Annotated in this window: 16 protein-coding genes and 3 pseudogenes; 10 read left to right on the forward strand and 9 right to left on the reverse strand. The window is 70.3% G+C overall.

Annotation, left to right across the window (positions count from 1 at the left end):
• Positions 1–165: 165 nt before the first annotated feature.
• From ACQP00_RS21505 to ACQP00_RS21535, 7 genes and pseudogenes are all read right to left on the reverse strand, one after another.
• Positions 166–442: pseudogene (locus ACQP00_RS21505) on the reverse strand (DUF4235 domain-containing protein).
• Positions 443–488: 46 nt separating this feature from the next.
• Entirely contained in the window at positions 489–809 is a 321-nt protein-coding gene (locus tag ACQP00_RS21510) for a DUF3618 domain-containing protein (RefSeq protein ID WP_433221740.1), read from the reverse strand.
• A gap of 99 nt (positions 810–908) precedes the next feature.
• Positions 909–1,757: a SigB/SigF/SigG family RNA polymerase sigma factor gene (locus ACQP00_RS21515; RefSeq protein WP_433221741.1), complete on the reverse strand. Its 849-nt coding sequence runs from the start codon at positions 1,755–1,757 to the stop codon at positions 909–911.
• A gap of 274 nt (positions 1,758–2,031) precedes the next feature.
• Complete coding sequence (locus ACQP00_RS21520) at positions 2,032–2,328, reverse strand: PRC-barrel domain-containing protein (RefSeq protein ID WP_433221743.1); 297 nt, start codon at positions 2,326–2,328, stop codon at positions 2,032–2,034.
• Entirely contained in the window at positions 2,315–2,707 is a 393-nt protein-coding gene (locus ACQP00_RS21525; protein ID WP_433221745.1) for a PRC-barrel domain-containing protein, read from the reverse strand. Before ACQP00_RS21525 ends, ACQP00_RS21520 begins: the two co-directional genes overlap by 14 nt.
• A gap of 2 nt (positions 2,708–2,709) precedes the next feature.
• Entirely contained in the window at positions 2,710–3,945 is a 1,236-nt protein-coding gene (locus ACQP00_RS21530; protein ID WP_433221747.1) for an NRAMP family divalent metal transporter, read from the reverse strand.
• 5 nt (positions 3,946–3,950) lie between these two features.
• Entirely contained in the window at positions 3,951–4,382 is a 432-nt protein-coding gene (locus ACQP00_RS21535; protein ID WP_433221748.1) for a hypothetical protein, read from the reverse strand.
• A gap of 200 nt (positions 4,383–4,582) precedes the next feature.
• On the opposite strand from ACQP00_RS21535, the gene ACQP00_RS21540 reads away from it, so the two are divergent.
• The 5 genes and pseudogenes from ACQP00_RS21540 (at position 4,583) to ACQP00_RS21560 (ending at position 8,371) form a co-directional block, all read left to right on the forward strand.
• Positions 4,583–5,044 carry a response regulator gene (locus ACQP00_RS21540; protein WP_433221750.1) on the forward strand — a complete coding sequence of 154 codons (462 nt, stop codon included), beginning with the start codon at positions 4,583–4,585 and terminating at the stop codon, positions 5,042–5,044.
• A 232-nt stretch (positions 5,045–5,276) separates the two neighbouring features.
• On the forward strand, positions 5,277–5,753 hold the full coding sequence (locus tag ACQP00_RS21545) for a transposase (RefSeq protein WP_433221752.1): 477 nt from the start codon (positions 5,277–5,279) through the stop codon (positions 5,751–5,753).
• 8 nt (positions 5,754–5,761) lie between these two features.
• On the forward strand, positions 5,762–6,349 hold the full coding sequence (locus tag ACQP00_RS21550) for an IS30 family transposase (RefSeq protein WP_433223940.1): 588 nt from the start codon (positions 5,762–5,764) through the stop codon (positions 6,347–6,349).
• 145 nt (positions 6,350–6,494) lie between these two features.
• Positions 6,495–8,011 (forward strand): annotated as a pseudogene (istA, locus tag ACQP00_RS21555) (IS21 family transposase).
• A gap of 207 nt (positions 8,012–8,218) precedes the next feature.
• A complete protein-coding gene (locus tag ACQP00_RS21560) occupies positions 8,219–8,371 on the forward strand; it encodes a hypothetical protein (RefSeq protein ID WP_433221754.1) in 153 nt (50 codons plus the stop codon).
• A gap of 348 nt (positions 8,372–8,719) precedes the next feature.
• Here ACQP00_RS21560 and ACQP00_RS21565 read toward each other — a convergent pair whose 3' ends face one another.
• Positions 8,720–10,198 (reverse strand): aminotransferase class I/II-fold pyridoxal phosphate-dependent enzyme, encoded by a 1,479-nt coding sequence (locus ACQP00_RS21565; protein ID WP_433221756.1) that lies wholly within the window; start codon positions 10,196–10,198, stop codon positions 8,720–8,722.
• A 90-nt stretch (positions 10,199–10,288) separates the two neighbouring features.
• Here ACQP00_RS21565 and ACQP00_RS21570 point away from each other — a divergent pair, with 90 nt between their 5' ends.
• From ACQP00_RS21570 to ACQP00_RS21590, 5 genes are all read left to right on the forward strand, one after another.
• Positions 10,289–11,092 carry an SDR family NAD(P)-dependent oxidoreductase gene (locus ACQP00_RS21570; protein ID WP_433221758.1) on the forward strand — a complete coding sequence of 268 codons (804 nt, stop codon included), beginning with the start codon at positions 10,289–10,291 and terminating at the stop codon, positions 11,090–11,092.
• Positions 11,089–12,270 carry a zinc-dependent alcohol dehydrogenase gene (locus ACQP00_RS21575; protein ID WP_433221760.1) on the forward strand — a complete coding sequence of 394 codons (1,182 nt, stop codon included), beginning with the start codon at positions 11,089–11,091 and terminating at the stop codon, positions 12,268–12,270. Before ACQP00_RS21570 ends, ACQP00_RS21575 begins: the two co-directional genes overlap by 4 nt.
• 85 nt (positions 12,271–12,355) lie before the next feature.
• Positions 12,356–12,769 (forward strand): hypothetical protein, encoded by a 414-nt coding sequence (locus ACQP00_RS21580; RefSeq protein ID WP_433221762.1) that lies wholly within the window; start codon positions 12,356–12,358, stop codon positions 12,767–12,769.
• Positions 12,770–12,850: 81 nt separating this feature from the next.
• Positions 12,851–13,540: a DUF6766 family protein gene (locus ACQP00_RS21585; RefSeq protein WP_433221764.1), complete on the forward strand. Its 690-nt coding sequence runs from the start codon at positions 12,851–12,853 to the stop codon at positions 13,538–13,540.
• A gap of 98 nt (positions 13,541–13,638) precedes the next feature.
• A complete protein-coding gene (locus ACQP00_RS21590; RefSeq protein ID WP_433221766.1) occupies positions 13,639–13,962 on the forward strand; it encodes a plasmid stabilization protein in 324 nt (107 codons plus the stop codon).
• A 218-nt stretch (positions 13,963–14,180) separates the two neighbouring features.
• Here ACQP00_RS21590 and ACQP00_RS21595 read toward each other — a convergent pair.
• A pseudogene (locus ACQP00_RS21595) lies at positions 14,181–14,294 on the reverse strand (diguanylate cyclase domain-containing protein); the annotation flags it as partial.
• Between the last annotated feature and the right edge of the window lie 435 nt (positions 14,295–14,729).

The raw sequence follows: 14,729 nt of genomic DNA on the forward strand, positions 1-14,729 counted from the left end.
GGTGACCGGCGACGGCGCTTCTGCGGCGCTGTGCGGCCGACCGCGGCAGGAGGCACGACGGCACCGGCATCAGCACCGTGACACTCGATGCCGAGCTGCTGCCGTACGGGTCGGCACGACTGGCGCCGGCCCGAGAGCGTCGGGGCTGCGGCGCGGCGACCGTGGTCAACCGGGCCAGTATCCGGTGGTGCGGCGCACGGCGATGGCGACGGCGCCAGCCCGTCTACGGCGGCTTGACGATGGCGAAGATGGCGCCTTGCAGGGCCGCCGCGGCGAGGATCTCGCCCCAACCGCGGTCCTCGTCAGTGGCGTTGGGTGCGTCGTCGTCGTGGCCGGCGAGCCGCCGGACCTGCTTGAAGATCGCACCGGCGGCTGCGCCGGCGGCGACGCCGAGGAGCTACCCGACCGGCTTGTACGCGAGTTTGCCCACCCAGCCGCTCACCGGCGCCGTTCCCACACGCCGGCCGCGACGAGCGCCGCAGCGACGACTACCGCACCGCCGAGGACCGCGAGCGTGACCGGCGGCGTAGCCGCTGCCATCGATGCGGGTCACCGACGGCGGCGCTGACGGTGCGGGCCTGGTGGGCGGTCGCGACGGCGGCAGTGGTGGCCTGCTCGCGGACGCGGTCGGCGGCGACCGCGGTGCGCGCTCGGATGCGGTGGGCCAGGTCGGTGGCGGCGTCTGCGGCGCGGGTCTTGAGGTCGGCCTTCGCGGCGAAGGCTTCGACGGTCGCGCCGAGCGCGGCTCGGGTGGCGGCGATCTCGGCCCGCAGCTGATCCGGATCGGCAGGTGCGCTGATGGTGGTCATGCCGTCCGTCCCGTGACTCGTCACGTCGTCCTGCCGTGTGCATGCCCTGGTCATCGGGTAACAAACGTCGATCTGTGGAGGTGCAGCGTGCGTGCGGGGTCAGCCGGCGAGGAGGCCGTTTCGGAGTGTGGTGAGGGCGCCAGCGAGCAGGCGGGAGACGTGCATCTGGGAGATGCCGAGCTCGGTGGCGATCTGGGACTGGGTGCAGCCGCCGTGGAAGCGCATGGCCACGATCGTCTGTTCGCGGGCGGGGAGCCGGGCCAGCAGCGGCCGCAGCGCTTCCCGGGCCTCGGCGAGTTCCAGGCCGGTGTCGTCGTGGCCGAGCATGTCCCCGAGCACGGTCACCCCTTGGTCGTCGCCGCCGACCGGCGCGTCCAGGGACAGCGCCTTGTAGGCGGAGCCGGCCTCGAGGGCTTCGATGACCTCTTCTTCGGTGGCGTCGACGGCCGCGGCGAGATCGGCGACGGTCGGCGACCGGCCCAGCGTGTGCGTCAAAGTCTCGGTGACCCGGTTAATCTGCTGGCGCAGCTCCTGGACCCGGCGGGGAACGCGGACGTCCCAGCAGCGGTCGCGGAAGTGCCGCTTCAGCATGCCGGAGATCATGGGGATGGCGTAGCTGGTGAACGCCGCGCCGCGGGTCGCGTCGAACCCGTCGACCGCCTGGATCAGGCCCACGTTGGCGACCTGGACGAGGTCGTCGAGGGGTTCGCCGCGGTTGCGGAACCGCTGCGCGAGGTACTTGGCGAGCGGCAGGTAGAGCTCGATGAGCCGGCCGCGGACGCGGTCGCGGTCCGGGCTGCCGTCGGGCAGATCGCCCAGCAGCGACAGCAGCGCGAGCGCCACCGCGTCGGTCTCCTCGCGCGAGGCCGGCCGGATGCGGGTCAGGCGCGCGGCATCCTGCACGAGGTCAGCTCGGGAATCGTGGAGTGTGGGCGCGGTAACGGCCATGTGGTAACCCTTCACGGTCAGCAAGGTGCTGGAGGTCGGCGGGCTGCGGCCGGGAGCGGACGGGCATCCGGCGGTGACAGCGGAACGGCAACCGACGCCCATTGCTTGAGCGCGCAGTGTTCGCAACATCCGTACAGGCGGGTTCGATGGGAAGGTGTCGTGCCGCCGCTGCTGGACGGCATCCCCTGGTGCGCCCCGGCATGTGACAGCCGGGTTTGAACCCTCGTTCAACCATACCGGGACTGATTGCGTTGGCAACCGTGCCGCGCGTGCCTTATTGCATTTGGGATCGCAGGCTCGGGGCGGCGTCGGCCCAGGGGATCTCGGTGCTGTCGCGGCGCAGGATCCGCCGGGCGAGGACTTCCAGGAGCCATGGCCCGCTGACCTGGTCGCGTTCGTAGCCGAGGAGCCGGCCCCAGGGGCCGCGAGTGACGATGACGGCGACGATGGCGCCGTTGTCGGTGATGAGGTCGGCAACGCGGCCGAGATGTCGGCCGTCGGGGCCGGTGACGGTCCGGCCGATGAGGTCGCTCGCGCGCGGTGCGGCAGGAGTGGGTTCAGTTGCCGGCACGGTCAGCTCCCGGGATGCGGGCGATGAGGTGCTCGCGCAGCCACGTCTCCAGCGACGGCTCAGTGAGCAGTTCGCGGCGCACGGTGAGCCGGACGGCGTTGTCGTCGGCGATACGGTCGGTGTTGACAATGTCCCAGGGGATGCGCAGCGGGTCGGGGCTTTCGGCCGGGTGCAGCCGCCCGGCGATGCCGGAGATCCACCGGCCGAGGTGCCCGCCGAGGCGGCGGCCGAGGGCCTGCGGGCCGACGAGGAGCGCGGCGATGTGCGGGACGCCGTCGGTGTCGATGGCGAGCTCGACGTCGTCGACCTTGCCGACGGACTCGCCGGCGAGGTCGATGATCTGGCGGTCGAGCAGGTCGAAGCCGATCAGGATCGGCATGCTCAGCCTCCCATTCCGGTGAACAGCATGAGCGGGATCGCGGCCACCGCGACCACGACGATGATGACCAGGTAGAGCAGGCCGAGGCTGTTGGCGAGCCGGCCGTTGACCCGGTCGCCGAGGTAGTCGCGGTCGTTCGCGACGACCAGGATCGGCAGGTAGGTCAGCGGCAGGACGACCGCGCTGAAGATGAGGGTGTACTCAGTGAGCTGCACCGGATCGATCATCGTGGCGAGTGCGGCCACGCCGATGAGGACGCTGACGAGGACGACAGTGTGAAACCGGGCCGCCTGAGTGGGTTTGAGGCGCTTGCCCCACGACCAGCCGAAGTACTGCGCGATGGTGTATCCGGCCGACAGGCCGGTCTCCATCGCGGCGCCGAACGTCGCGGCGAAGAAGCCGAGGATGGCCACGGCCAGGCCGAGTTTGCCGGCGGCGAGGATCACCGGCAGCGCCGACTGCCCGATCGTGTCGACCCGGACACCGAGAGGGTGGAATACGGTCGCGGCGGTGGCCATCAGCGCGAGGGACAGCAGCCCGCCGAGCGGGAACCCGATGAAGACGTTGGCCTTGTTGACGGTGAGGTCCTTGCTCGTCCACCGTTCCTCGACACCACCGGAGGAGAAGAAGAACACCTCGTACGGGGTCAGCGCGGCCGCGAACAGGGCGACGGCCTGGAACGCGTACGTCCCCCAGTTCTCGCTGCCCGGCGGGCCGGGATGGGACGCCTGCCGCCACAGGTCCGGCCAAGGAGTGTCCAGCCGGAACAGCGCCACGACGAAGATCACCAGGGTCAGGCCGAGCAGGCCGAAGACCCGCTCGATGGTCTCGAACTTCGTGCGCCACAGCACCACCCACGCCACGAACCCGATGACGGGGACGAACAGCAGGTAGTTGACGCTCGTGGCCAGCTGGAGGGCCAGGGCGACACCCCCGAGCTCGGCGCCGAGGGTCAGCACTGTGACGAGGTAGGAGCCGGCCAGGTTGAGCAGGCCGATCCGCGGGCCGAGGCGCTCGCGGACCAGGTCGAACACGGGCCGGCCGGAGACGGCAGCGACCCGGCCGGCCATCTCGGCGTACACACAGATCCCGATGACACCGACGACCACGACCCCGGCCAGGGACATCCCGAACCGGGCCCCGGCCTCACTGTTCGCGACGATGTCGCCGATGTCGACGAACCCGCCGATGGCGGTCAGAATGCCCAACGTGATCGCGAGGGTCTGCCTGAGCTTCACGCCGCTCACCCGTTCTCGTCGGTGAACACCTTGAGCCGCCCGGCGAGCGCGCGCAGTCCGTCGGTGTGCGCCGGGTCGGCCGCGGTGTCGCCGAGCCGGGCGACGGCCTCGCTCAGCAGCGGCAGGAGCCGGTCCCGCAGCGCCGTCGCGGTCGCGTCCGGCGGCGGCAGCTCGGCGAAGTCCTTGACCGCGGAGCCGAGGCTCTTCGTGCTGTCGTCGAGCATGACCGTCGCGTACAGACGGGTCGCCTTGCCGTCGCGGACCGCGCCGCCGGTCAGGTCCGCGGTCAGCAGTGCGTCGTGTGCGGCCTGGGCCGTTGTGACCGCCGCGACCCGGAAGTCGTGGAAGTCCGGCGGGCGCACCGAGCAGTAGCCGAGCAGCCCGCACGCGACGACCAGCAACCCGGCCAGCGCGGCGGCCACGATCCGAGGTCGCATACGCGCGTCATACCCCACCGCTCGCCCGCCCAAAACCAGGGCGGGGCTGGCGGGCAGCCGCCGAGCGGAGCGGGGTGCGGGGTGCGGGGTGGAGTAGGCTCGCGGCGCGGGTCTGCTGAGACCGGCAGGCTGGCATCTGGTCGCTGGAGGTGCCGCTCGTCGGGCACACTTCGGCAACGCCCCACCCCATGGAGGGACCAATGGAGACCGACCGGTCGCTGCTGCAGGTACTCGTGGTGGAGGACGACCCCGGCGACGTCGCACTGATCGAAAGCGCCTTCGACGAGCACAGTATCCGCAGCACCCTGCACCACGTCACCGACGGCGGCGAAGCACTCGCCTTCCTCAACCACGACGACCCGTACGGCGACGCACCCCGCCCGGACCTGATCCTGCTCGACCTGAACATGCCCCGCGTCGACGGCCGGCAGGCCCTGGTCATGATCAAAACCGATGCGCGGTTCAAAGCGATCCCGACGATCGTGTTCACCACCTCGTCTGCGGATGCCGACATCACCGCCAGCTACGACGCCCAGGCCAACGCCTACGTGACCAAACCCATCAACCTCGACGACTACGACCGGGTGATCATCACCATCCGCAACTTCTACGGCCACACCGTCGCGCTGCCCCGCCGGACCCCGGACGACCAGACCACCTGATCGCCCACGCCCGGCAGCGACGACCACACAAGCCCGGGCGGGGCGGATTCTAAGGGTGATCGCAACACCTGATCTGTTCAGGAGTTGCTGTGCCTCAAGTACGTCGACCGCGGAAGGCGCCCGGGCCTCCTGCGTTGACTGAGAAACGTGATCACTATCTTCGCCTGATGGCGCAAGGTATCAACGCCGAGGCATGTCGCATCGTCGGCGTGCATCGTGAAGCCGGCAATCGATGGAGCACGGTCGCACGGTCGTCGACCGAGCTGGCCAGGTCCATACCTATGCACCGATTGTCGGGCCGCGGCAGCACATCAGCGCTCGGTTCCTGTCCGAAGACGAGCGGATCACGATCGCGGACCGCTTGGTCCACGGCGCCAGCATCCGCGCGATCGCTGCTGAACTCGGCCGCAGTCCCTCCACCATCAGCCGCGAGGTGCGTCGCAACAGTGATCCACTCAGCGTCGTCTACCACCTGTTCCGCGCACACCAGCGAGCGCGAGGTCGACGGGCGCGCCCGAAAGCTGCCAGGCTCATGACTGAGGTCGATCTCCGCCAGTTCGTCCAGCACCATCTCGAACGGCGATGGAGCCCAGAGCAGATCGGCAACGTGCTCCCCATGAGGTTTCCCGATCAGCCACGTATGCGAGTCGCACCAGAAACCATCACCAGTCCCTCTGTCGAGGACATGGTGAACTCCGACGCGAGCTGACGCGATCGCTGCGCACCGGCCGGCTCCGCCGGAAACCCCGCCGGCGGACCGGTCAGCGTGCCACCCGGTTCATCGGTGCCGAGAAACTCAACAGTCACCGGCCTCCAGCGGCCGTCAGCCGCGCCGAGCCCGGACATTGGGAAGGCGACCTGATCCAGGGAACCAGCAACCGCTCCGCCATCGCCAGTCTCGTTGAACGCTCCAGCCGCTTCGTGATGCTGCTGCACCTTCCTGATGGCCACAACGCCGAGCGAGTCCGCGATGCCCTCAGCACAGCGACGTCTAGCCTCCCGACGCACTTGGTTCGCACCCTCACCTGGAATCAAGGCGTGGAAATGGCGCGCCATCACGAATTCACCGCCGCCACCGGCATCCCCGTCTACTTCTGCGATCCCGCCAGCCCCTGGCAGCGCGGCACCAACGAGAACGCCAACGGACTGCTTCGCCAGTACTTCCCGAAAGGCACCGACCTCAGCATCCACACCGCCGACGACGTGACCGCAACCGCCGCCGAGCTGAACAACCGCCCCCGCCGGACACTCGATTGGTCAAGCCCCGCCGAGCGGTTTGCTGCACTCACCGGCACAACCGGCTGACCTGCGCTGTTGCGACCACCACTGGAATCCGCCCTCCCCGCAGGCGGCCGTTTAGCGCTTCGCTGGTGGCCATGGTTCTCCCCATGGACGGCCAGTTACCTCCCCGCTGGTCATGAGCTGATGCCGGTCGGCGAGGGTCGGCGGCGTGAAGAGCGGCAGGGAGATCGTGGAAATCTTGGAGGCTTACGACCTCACGGGCAGTTACCGTGCGGTGGCCGAGCTGGCGGGGTGTGACCACCACACCGTGGCCCGGTATGTGAAGTTGCGCAACGAGGGCCGCGGTCCTGAGGAGCGGACGCAGCGGGCGCGTCCGATCGACGAGTTCATGGACAAGATCGAGGAGCTGGTGGCCCGTTCGGGTGGGCGGGTCCGGGCGGATGTGGTGCATCGGCGGATCACCGCGATGGGGTTCACCGGCGGGGAACGCACGACCCGGCGGGCGGTCGCGGCGGTGAAGCAGGCGTGGCAGGCGGGCCGGCGACGGGTGTTCCGGCCGTGGGTCGCCGAGCCGGGATTGTGGCTGCAGTTCGACTGGGGAGAAGGCCCGCGCATCGGCGGGCGGCGCACGGCGTTGTGGTGCGCGTGGCTGGCCTGGTCGCGGTTCCGGGTCGTGATCCCGGTGTTGGACAAGACGTTGCCGACGATCGTGGCCTGCCTGGACGCGACGCTGCGCCGGGTCGGTGGGGTTCCGGCCTATGTCCTGACCGACAACGAGAAGACGATGACCGTCGAGCACGTCGCCGATATCGCGGTCCGCAACCCGGAGATCGTGCAGGTCGCCCGGCATTACGGGTGACGATCCGAACCTGCGTCCCGGCCGATCCGCAGTCCAAGGGCGGGTCGGAGAACGCGGTGAAGATCGCCAAGGCGGACCTGGTGCCCACGACGGCGAACCTGCTGGACGACTACCGCTCGTTCGCGGAGCTCGAGGTGGCCTGCCGCGAGTTCAGCGACCACGTCAACGGCCGCGTCCACCGCGAGACCCGCCGCCAGCCCGCTGAAGCGCTGCTGGAGGAGCGGGCTCGGCTGCATCCGTTGCCGCAGCAGCCGTTCACGGTCGCGTTCGGCACCACCCGCCGAGTGAACTGGGACTGCACCATCTCCGTTGACGGGGTCCGTTACTCGGTTCCGCACCAGCTGGTCGACACGAGGGTCTGGGCCCGGTTCCACGGCGACGAACTCATCGTCACGGCGGTCACCGGCACCGGCCCGGCCGAGGTCGCCCGCCACCCCCGGGCGCAGCCGGGCAGTCCGTCGATCCTCGACGAGCATTACCCGCCCCGGGCCCGCCGGTCCGACTTGGAGGACCGCACGCCCCGAGCTCACACGGCCGAGGAGGCGGCGTTCCTCGCGCTGGGCCCGGGTGCTGCGGCCTGGCTGGTCGAGGCCGGCGCGGCCGGGGTCCGCCGAGTCCGGCGCAAGATGGCCGAGGCCGTGGCCCTGGCGAAGCTCCACGGCGTCGCCGCGGTCGACCAGGCGCTCGGCGTCGCGGCGCTGGCCGGCCGGTTCGCCGACAACGACGTCATCCGCATCCTGGCCCACCAGCGCGACCACGACACCGAACCGACCCGCGCCAGCGAAACCCACAGCCTGCAACCCGGCACCTCCGCCTGGGCCGCGTTCGGCACCACCACCTCGAATCCGACTGGAGACCAGGCATGAGCATCACCGGGCTGCGCCCGGTCACCGGCGCCGCCGGCGACCCACTCGCCGAGGCCATCGAGCTGACCGACGGCTGAAGCTGCCCCACATCCGCCGGGCGATGGCCGACCTGATCCCGACCGCGAAAGCGCAACGCTGGGACCCCGCCGAGGTCGTCCGGGTCCTGCTGCGCTGGGCGGCTGCGGCCTGGCGTGCCGGGCCTGCACCGTGGGGATCTGGCTCGTCGACCAGGACTTCGCGCTCGCGATGCTGCACGACGCCGCACCGGCGGTCCAATCGGGCTGCAGCTGTCGCTGGCTGCCGAACGTGCCGCTGTCGGCCGCGCAGCCCGATCCGCCGGTCCGGCTGGCTACCGATTGATCGGAAGCCGTAGACATGGGCCTGGTGGCGGCCGGAGCCGATCCTCGACGGCGACCCGGTGATGTGCACACCGCAGTGCCCGGGCAGCTGATGCTGTTCCGCCGTCCGCATCGTTGACCATCGCCGACGCGCAGTGGTGCCGGGACCGATCAGCCCACCTGGCCGCGGCCGGCGGCGCGGCGCATGCGGAGGCGGCAGCGCGAGGGATGAGTGGGCCGTGGGCTGCTCGCGACGGTGGCTATGCTCCGGCTCGCGCTGGCCACCAGGGAATGCGGCGAACGGCTCGGCCGGGAGCAGGGACCTCGCCACGATCCCGGTCCAGCGGGCCACCGTCGCCCGCGTCGTGGTTCAGCGGGCCGCGACGGTGCGGATCGTGGCGAGGCTCGTGTCAGCGGCGTCGGGTATGACCATGCCGGCGGCGAGCCCGGTTCGGAGGTAGTCGACGATCTCGGCCGAGATGTGCTCGCCGGGGATCAGGGCGGGGATGCCAGGTGGGTAGGGGGTGAGCTGCTCGGCGCAGATGCGTCCGACGGCCTGGTCGGCGGGGACCTGTTCGGCTGGCCCGAAGAACGCGTCGCGGGGCAGCACAACCGGCTCGGGTTCGAACTCGCCTGGCAGCGGCAGCGCGATCCGCGCCGCCCGGGGCAGCGTGGGTGCGGCGGCGACGAGCCGTGTGACGGCGTCGATGAGCAGGTCGGCGGTCCTCTCGTCGTCGGCCATGGACGTGGTCGCCTCGATCCGGCGGTGGTCGCTCAGGCCCATGTCGACGTGGCAGTGCTCGCGGATCCAGTCGGCGGCCTGATAGCCGCTGATGCCGAGCTCGCTGATGTCCATGAGGACGTGCATCGGGTCCAGGTCGTGGCTGGCCTCCTTGGCGAGGAGCTCGTCGTGCAGCACCCGCACCCCGTTGATCGCGTCAAGGCGCTGCCGGACACGGTGGTTCAGCGTGAGTGCGTTGGATAGCAGCCGCTCGCCGTCCTGGACCATTTGGCGGCGCCAGGCGTCGATGCCGGCGTAGACGATGACGTTCGGGCTGGTGGTCATGAGCAGGTCCGCGCAGGCTGCCAGGTGCTGGGCGTCGACGAGGTCACCTTGGCTGTGGAAGACTGAGCCCTGTTCGAACCCGGTGCCCATCTTGTGGACGCTGACGACGCAGATGTCGGCGCCGGCGTCCATGGCCCAGGTCGGCAGGTCGTCATGGAAGGGCAGGTGCGCGCCCCACGCCTCGTCGACGATGAGCGGTTTGCCGCGGCGGTGGCAGATGTCGGCCAGCGCGTTCAGGTCGGCACAGGTGCCGTACGGTGTCGGGCTCACCACGAGCGCGCCCGCCGCACCCGGGTGACGCTGCCAGGCCGTCTCGAGTTGCTCCGGCGACGGGGGATGGGCCAGGTGCAGGTCTGGGTCGTAGCGCACGGGGATCCAGCGCGGCTCGACCCCGGCGAAGATCAACCCGGCGACGATCGACTTGTGCGCGTCGCGGCTGAGCAGCAGCTGTCCCTGGCCGCCGGCAACGGCGAGCATTGCGGCTTTCACCGACAGGGAGCTGCCGGCGGTGGCGAAGAACGCCTGCCGTGCTCCGACGGCGTCGGCCATCAGCGCCTCGGCCCGTGACAGGTATCCGTTCGATGAGGACCGGTCGTCCAGGCCGGCCGAGGCGAGTACGTCGGCGCGGAACGTGTCGGCGCCGAGGATCGCGCGGGCCCGCGGGTCGGCGCCGCGACCCTGGCGATGCCCGGGCGGCGTGAACCCGTAGCGGTCCAGGCGGTGGTACTGCGCCAACGCTTCGAGCAGCGGCGCCTGGCGGTGGTCCATCCGATACTGTGGCACCGGTTTTGCCTACCACGATCGCGGGCCACCGAAACGGCGGCGCCGCGACCGGATTGTTTTCGGGTGAGGTGCCCGGGTATCGGGCGGCGCATGACGGATGCGACGCAACGACCATTTGCGGTGATCACGGGGGCCAGTAGCGGTATCGGATACGAGCTGGCCCGGCAGTTCGCCCAGCACGACTTCGATCTGCTCATCGCCGCGGAGGACCCGGGTATCGAGCAGGCGGCGCAGGATCTGCGTCGCGACGGGCGCATCCAGGTGCAGGCGGTGCGAGCGGATCTCGCCACGTTCGACGGCGTCGAGTCCCTCTGGCAGGCGATCACGGGCACGAGCCGGCCGGTCGACGCGGTCGCGATCAACGCGGGCCGCGGCGCCGGCGGCGACTTCACGCGTCAGACGGACCTGCGCGACGAGCTCAACATCATCGACGTGAACGTCACCTCGACCGTGCATCTGGCGAAGCGGGTACTGCCGGGCATGGTGGCACGCGGCGCGGGGCGCGTGCTGTTCACGTCGTCGATCGCCTCGACGATGCCCGGCTCGTTCCAGGCCGTCTACAACGCGTCGAAGTCCTTCGTGCAGTCCTTCGCCGAGGCCGTCCGCAACGAGCTCAAGGACACCGGCGTCACCATCACCGCACTCATGCCCGGACCGACCGACACGAACTTCTTCGACCGCGCCGACATGGGCGACACGAAGGTCGGCGCCGGGGCGAAGGACGACCCGGCCCGGGTGGCCGAGCAGGGATTCGAAGCGCTCATGCGCGGCGACGACCACGTGGTCGCCGGTTCGTTCACGAACAAGGTGCAGGCGGTCGCCGCGAAAGTGCTACCCGACACCGCGAAGGCCGCGATGCACCGCAGGATGGCCGAGCCGGGGTCGGCATCGTGAAGGCCGTCGTCTGGCACGGCAAGCGCGACGTGCGCGTGGACACGGTCCCGGACCCGCGCATCGAACAGCCGAACGACATCGTCATCCAGGTGACGTCCAGCGGCATCTGCGGGTCGGACCTGCACCTGTACGAGGTGCTCGGCCCGTTCATGGCCGAAGGCGACATCCTCGGGCACGAACCGATGGGCATCGTGCAGGCGATCGGCGCCGACATCACGAACGTGCGGATCGGCGACCGGGTGGTCATCCCGTTCAACATTTCGTGCGGGCACTGCTGGATGTGCACCCGCGGGCTCATGACCCAATGCGAGACCACGCAGGTACGGACCGAAGGCAAGGGCGCGGCGCTGTTCGGCTACACGAAGCTCTACGGTCAGGTGCCGGGCGGTCAGGCCGAGTACCTGCGGGTGCCGCAGGCCCAGTTCGGGCCGATCACGGTGCCGCACGGGCCACCCGACGACCGGTTCGTCTACCTCTCCGACGTGCTGCCCACTGCGTGGCAGGCCGTCGAGTACGCCGCAGTACCCGACGGCGGGACCCTGGCCGTGTTCGGGCTCGGCCCAATCGGGGACATGTGCACCCGAGTCGCCGCCCACCGGGGCTACCGCGTGATCGGCATCGATCTTGTCGCCGAGCGTCTCGCCCGAGCCCACGCCCGCGGCGTCGAGGCCGTCGACCTCACGGAACACGACGACGTGGCCGGATGGCTGCGCGAACTCACCGACGGGCGCGGCCCCGACTCGGTCATCGACGCCGTCGGTATGGAGGCCCACGGCTCGCCGGCCGGGAAGCTGGCGCAGACGGCCGCCGGGCTGCTGCCGGACGCGGTCGCGGAGAAGCTCATTGACAAGGCCGGCGTGGACCGGCTCGCCGTCCTGCACCTGGCGATCGAGGTGGTCCGCCGCGGCGGCACGCTCTCACTGTCCGGCGTCTACGGCGGTACCGCGGACCCGCTGCCGATGATGGTGCTGTTCGACAAGCAGATTCAGCTGCGGATGGGCCAGGCCAACGTGAAGCGCTGGGTCCCCGACATCCTGCCACTGCTCACCGGCGACGACGACCCGCTCGGCGTGGATACGTTCGCCACCCACCACGTACCCCTCGAGGATGCGCCGCAGGCGTATGAGGCGTTCCAGCAGAAGCAGGACGGCACCGTGAAAGTTGTGCTGCACCCGTAGCGCCCGGTCACGAGATCGGGATCCTGCCGGTGGATCCGGCGCTGATCATGTGTGCCGGATCTCGCGGCTGGGCAACACCAGCGGTATGCGAACGAGGCGGTCGGTAGCGGCCGCGGCCGGTGTGAGCGTGGCGCTGCTCGTGGCCGGGTGCGCGACGAGCGTCCCGCGCCGGGACGCCGTCGCCGACGCCGCGGTGCGGTTGCTGACCGCGGTGCAGGATCGTGACGGCGGCACCGCTTGCGCGTTGCTCGCCCCGGACACGGCCGTGGCCGTGCAGCAGGCGGCCGGCGACGCGGTGTGCGCCGACGCGATCCTGCAAGAGGACCTGCCCGGGCCGGGCGCGGTGCAGCACGTCGGCGTCTACGGCCAGTGGGCGGAGGTCGTCTTCGACGACGATACGGTCTTCCTGGCGGCGTTGCCCGGCGGCTGGCGGGTCGTCGCCGCGGGTTGCCGCCCGCGAGGCGAGCGCCCGTACGACTGCGTGGGCCGGGGGGCTTGAGATGCGGACGCTGTTCGTGTTGTGCCTGACCGTTGTCGGCCTCGGCCTGGCGTACATCATCACGATCGGGGCGCTGCAGCGATGAGCGGCAGCTCGATGCGCAGACGCCTGCGGGAGAACTCCCTGGGCCTGGTGTTCGGGGTGCTGTTCGTCTTGGCCCTGGCCGGTCAGGCGATTGCCGGGCACGCCGACTTCAACCAGCAGCAGATCACCGACGGGCTGGCGCCGATCTCGATGGCCCGGTACCTGACGTCGGCCGACTTCGCCGTCGACGTGGCCGAGAACTGGCAGTCGGAATACCTGCAGTTCTTCCTGTATATCGTGCTGACCGTGTGGCTGCTGCAGAAGGGCTCACCGGAGTCAAAGTCTCTGGACCAGGCCGGCACCGAATCCGACGAGCAGCAGCTGGTCGGCCCGTACGCCCGGGCCGACTCGCCGGCCTGGGCGAAGGCGGCGGGCTGGCGGCGGGCGCTGCTGTCGAACTCCCTCGGCCTGGTCATGGGCACGATCTTCCTGCTGTCGTGGCTGGCCCAGTCCATCGCCGGAGTCTCGGCGTTCAACGAGCGGCAGCTCAGCCAGTTGCAGGCGCCGGACTCGTGGCTGCAGTACCTCGCGGAGCCGGACTTCTGGAACCGGACCCTGCAGAACTGGCAGTCCGAGCTCCTCGCCGTGTTCTCCATGGCCGTCCTCGCCATCTACCTGCGCCAGCGCGGCTCCCCCGAGTCCAAACCGGTCGGCGCCGCCCACACTTCCACCGGCGTCGAAGGCTGAACCCCGTCGCAACGCCCGGCGTCACCCGGTTAGGCGGTCCAGATCCCGGGAAACCCTGTGCGGGAGCCGAGATTGCGCGGTCATCGAAGGAGGACGTCATGCCGGCGGGTTCGAATGCCAAACGGGAACGGCAGTACGAGCACATCAAGGCCAGCGTGAAACAGCGCGGCGAGTCCACCGGCCGGGCCGAGGAAATCGCGGCCCGGACCGTCAACAAGGAACGGGCCCGGGTTGGGGAGTCCCGCACCGCCAGCGGCTCCTCCACCCACGACGTGTCGTCCGGCCACCGGGGCGGGAAACGCTCGCACATCGGCGCACAGGGTCGCACGAAGGCACAGCTGTACAACGAGGCGAAGCAGCGCAACATCAAAGGCCGGTCGAGCATGACCAAGGCCGAGCTCGAACACGCCCTGTCGCGTTGACAACGGCCTCCCGGTTCGCGCCGTAAACCCTCGACGATGAGACGTGCCGAGGATGCTGGCGGTTGGTCGGCCGACCAGCGCGGCGAAGGCGGGCACGAATCGTGACCGCCGGCCTCGTCGCCGCTGGCGGCGACGTCGAAGCGGAGGCGCGGCGGCTGCCCGGCCGCGCTCAGGATCAGCGCGGCCTCGTCGCCGCCGAGCCGTACCACGGTGCCCCGCCCGCCTATGACGGTGTGCAGGCGCGTGCTGACGGTGGTGATGAGCCGGTCACCGAGGTGGTGGCCGTGCCGGTTGTTGACGGCCTTGAAGTCGTCGAGGTCGAGCAGCGCCACGCGGAAGGGAACGCCGTCGGCTGTCGTGCTCGAACAGGGCGCGGTTGCCCGCGCCGGTAAGGCTGTCGTGGGTGGCCTGGCGCGTGAGCCGGTCCTGATTGCGGTGCAGTTCGCCGAGCTGGGCGTCGACGGTGGCGACGAGCCTGTGGTTGTCGCGCAGGGCAATGATCTGCCGGGTGATGACGAGCCCGGTGAAGGCGACGGCGACCGCTTCTATGGCGCGGGTCTCGCCCGGCTGGCTGGCGGGGGTGGCCAGGAGGAGCACGTCGGCGTCGGCGACGGCGAGGAACGGCACCACGCTGATCCGCTCGGACACCGCCGAAGAACGTCTCATGCCACCCGGTCCGGATCCGGACGTCGGGTGTCGGTGCCGTTCGGTCCGCGGCAGATCGGCCGCGTCTGGCGAACTGGTCACTGCCAGGCGATCGTATGCTG

Source organism: Dactylosporangium sp. CS-047395, from assembly GCF_050942185.1.
In the GTDB taxonomy this organism is placed as follows: Bacteria; Actinomycetota; Actinomycetes; order Mycobacteriales; family Micromonosporaceae; genus Dactylosporangium.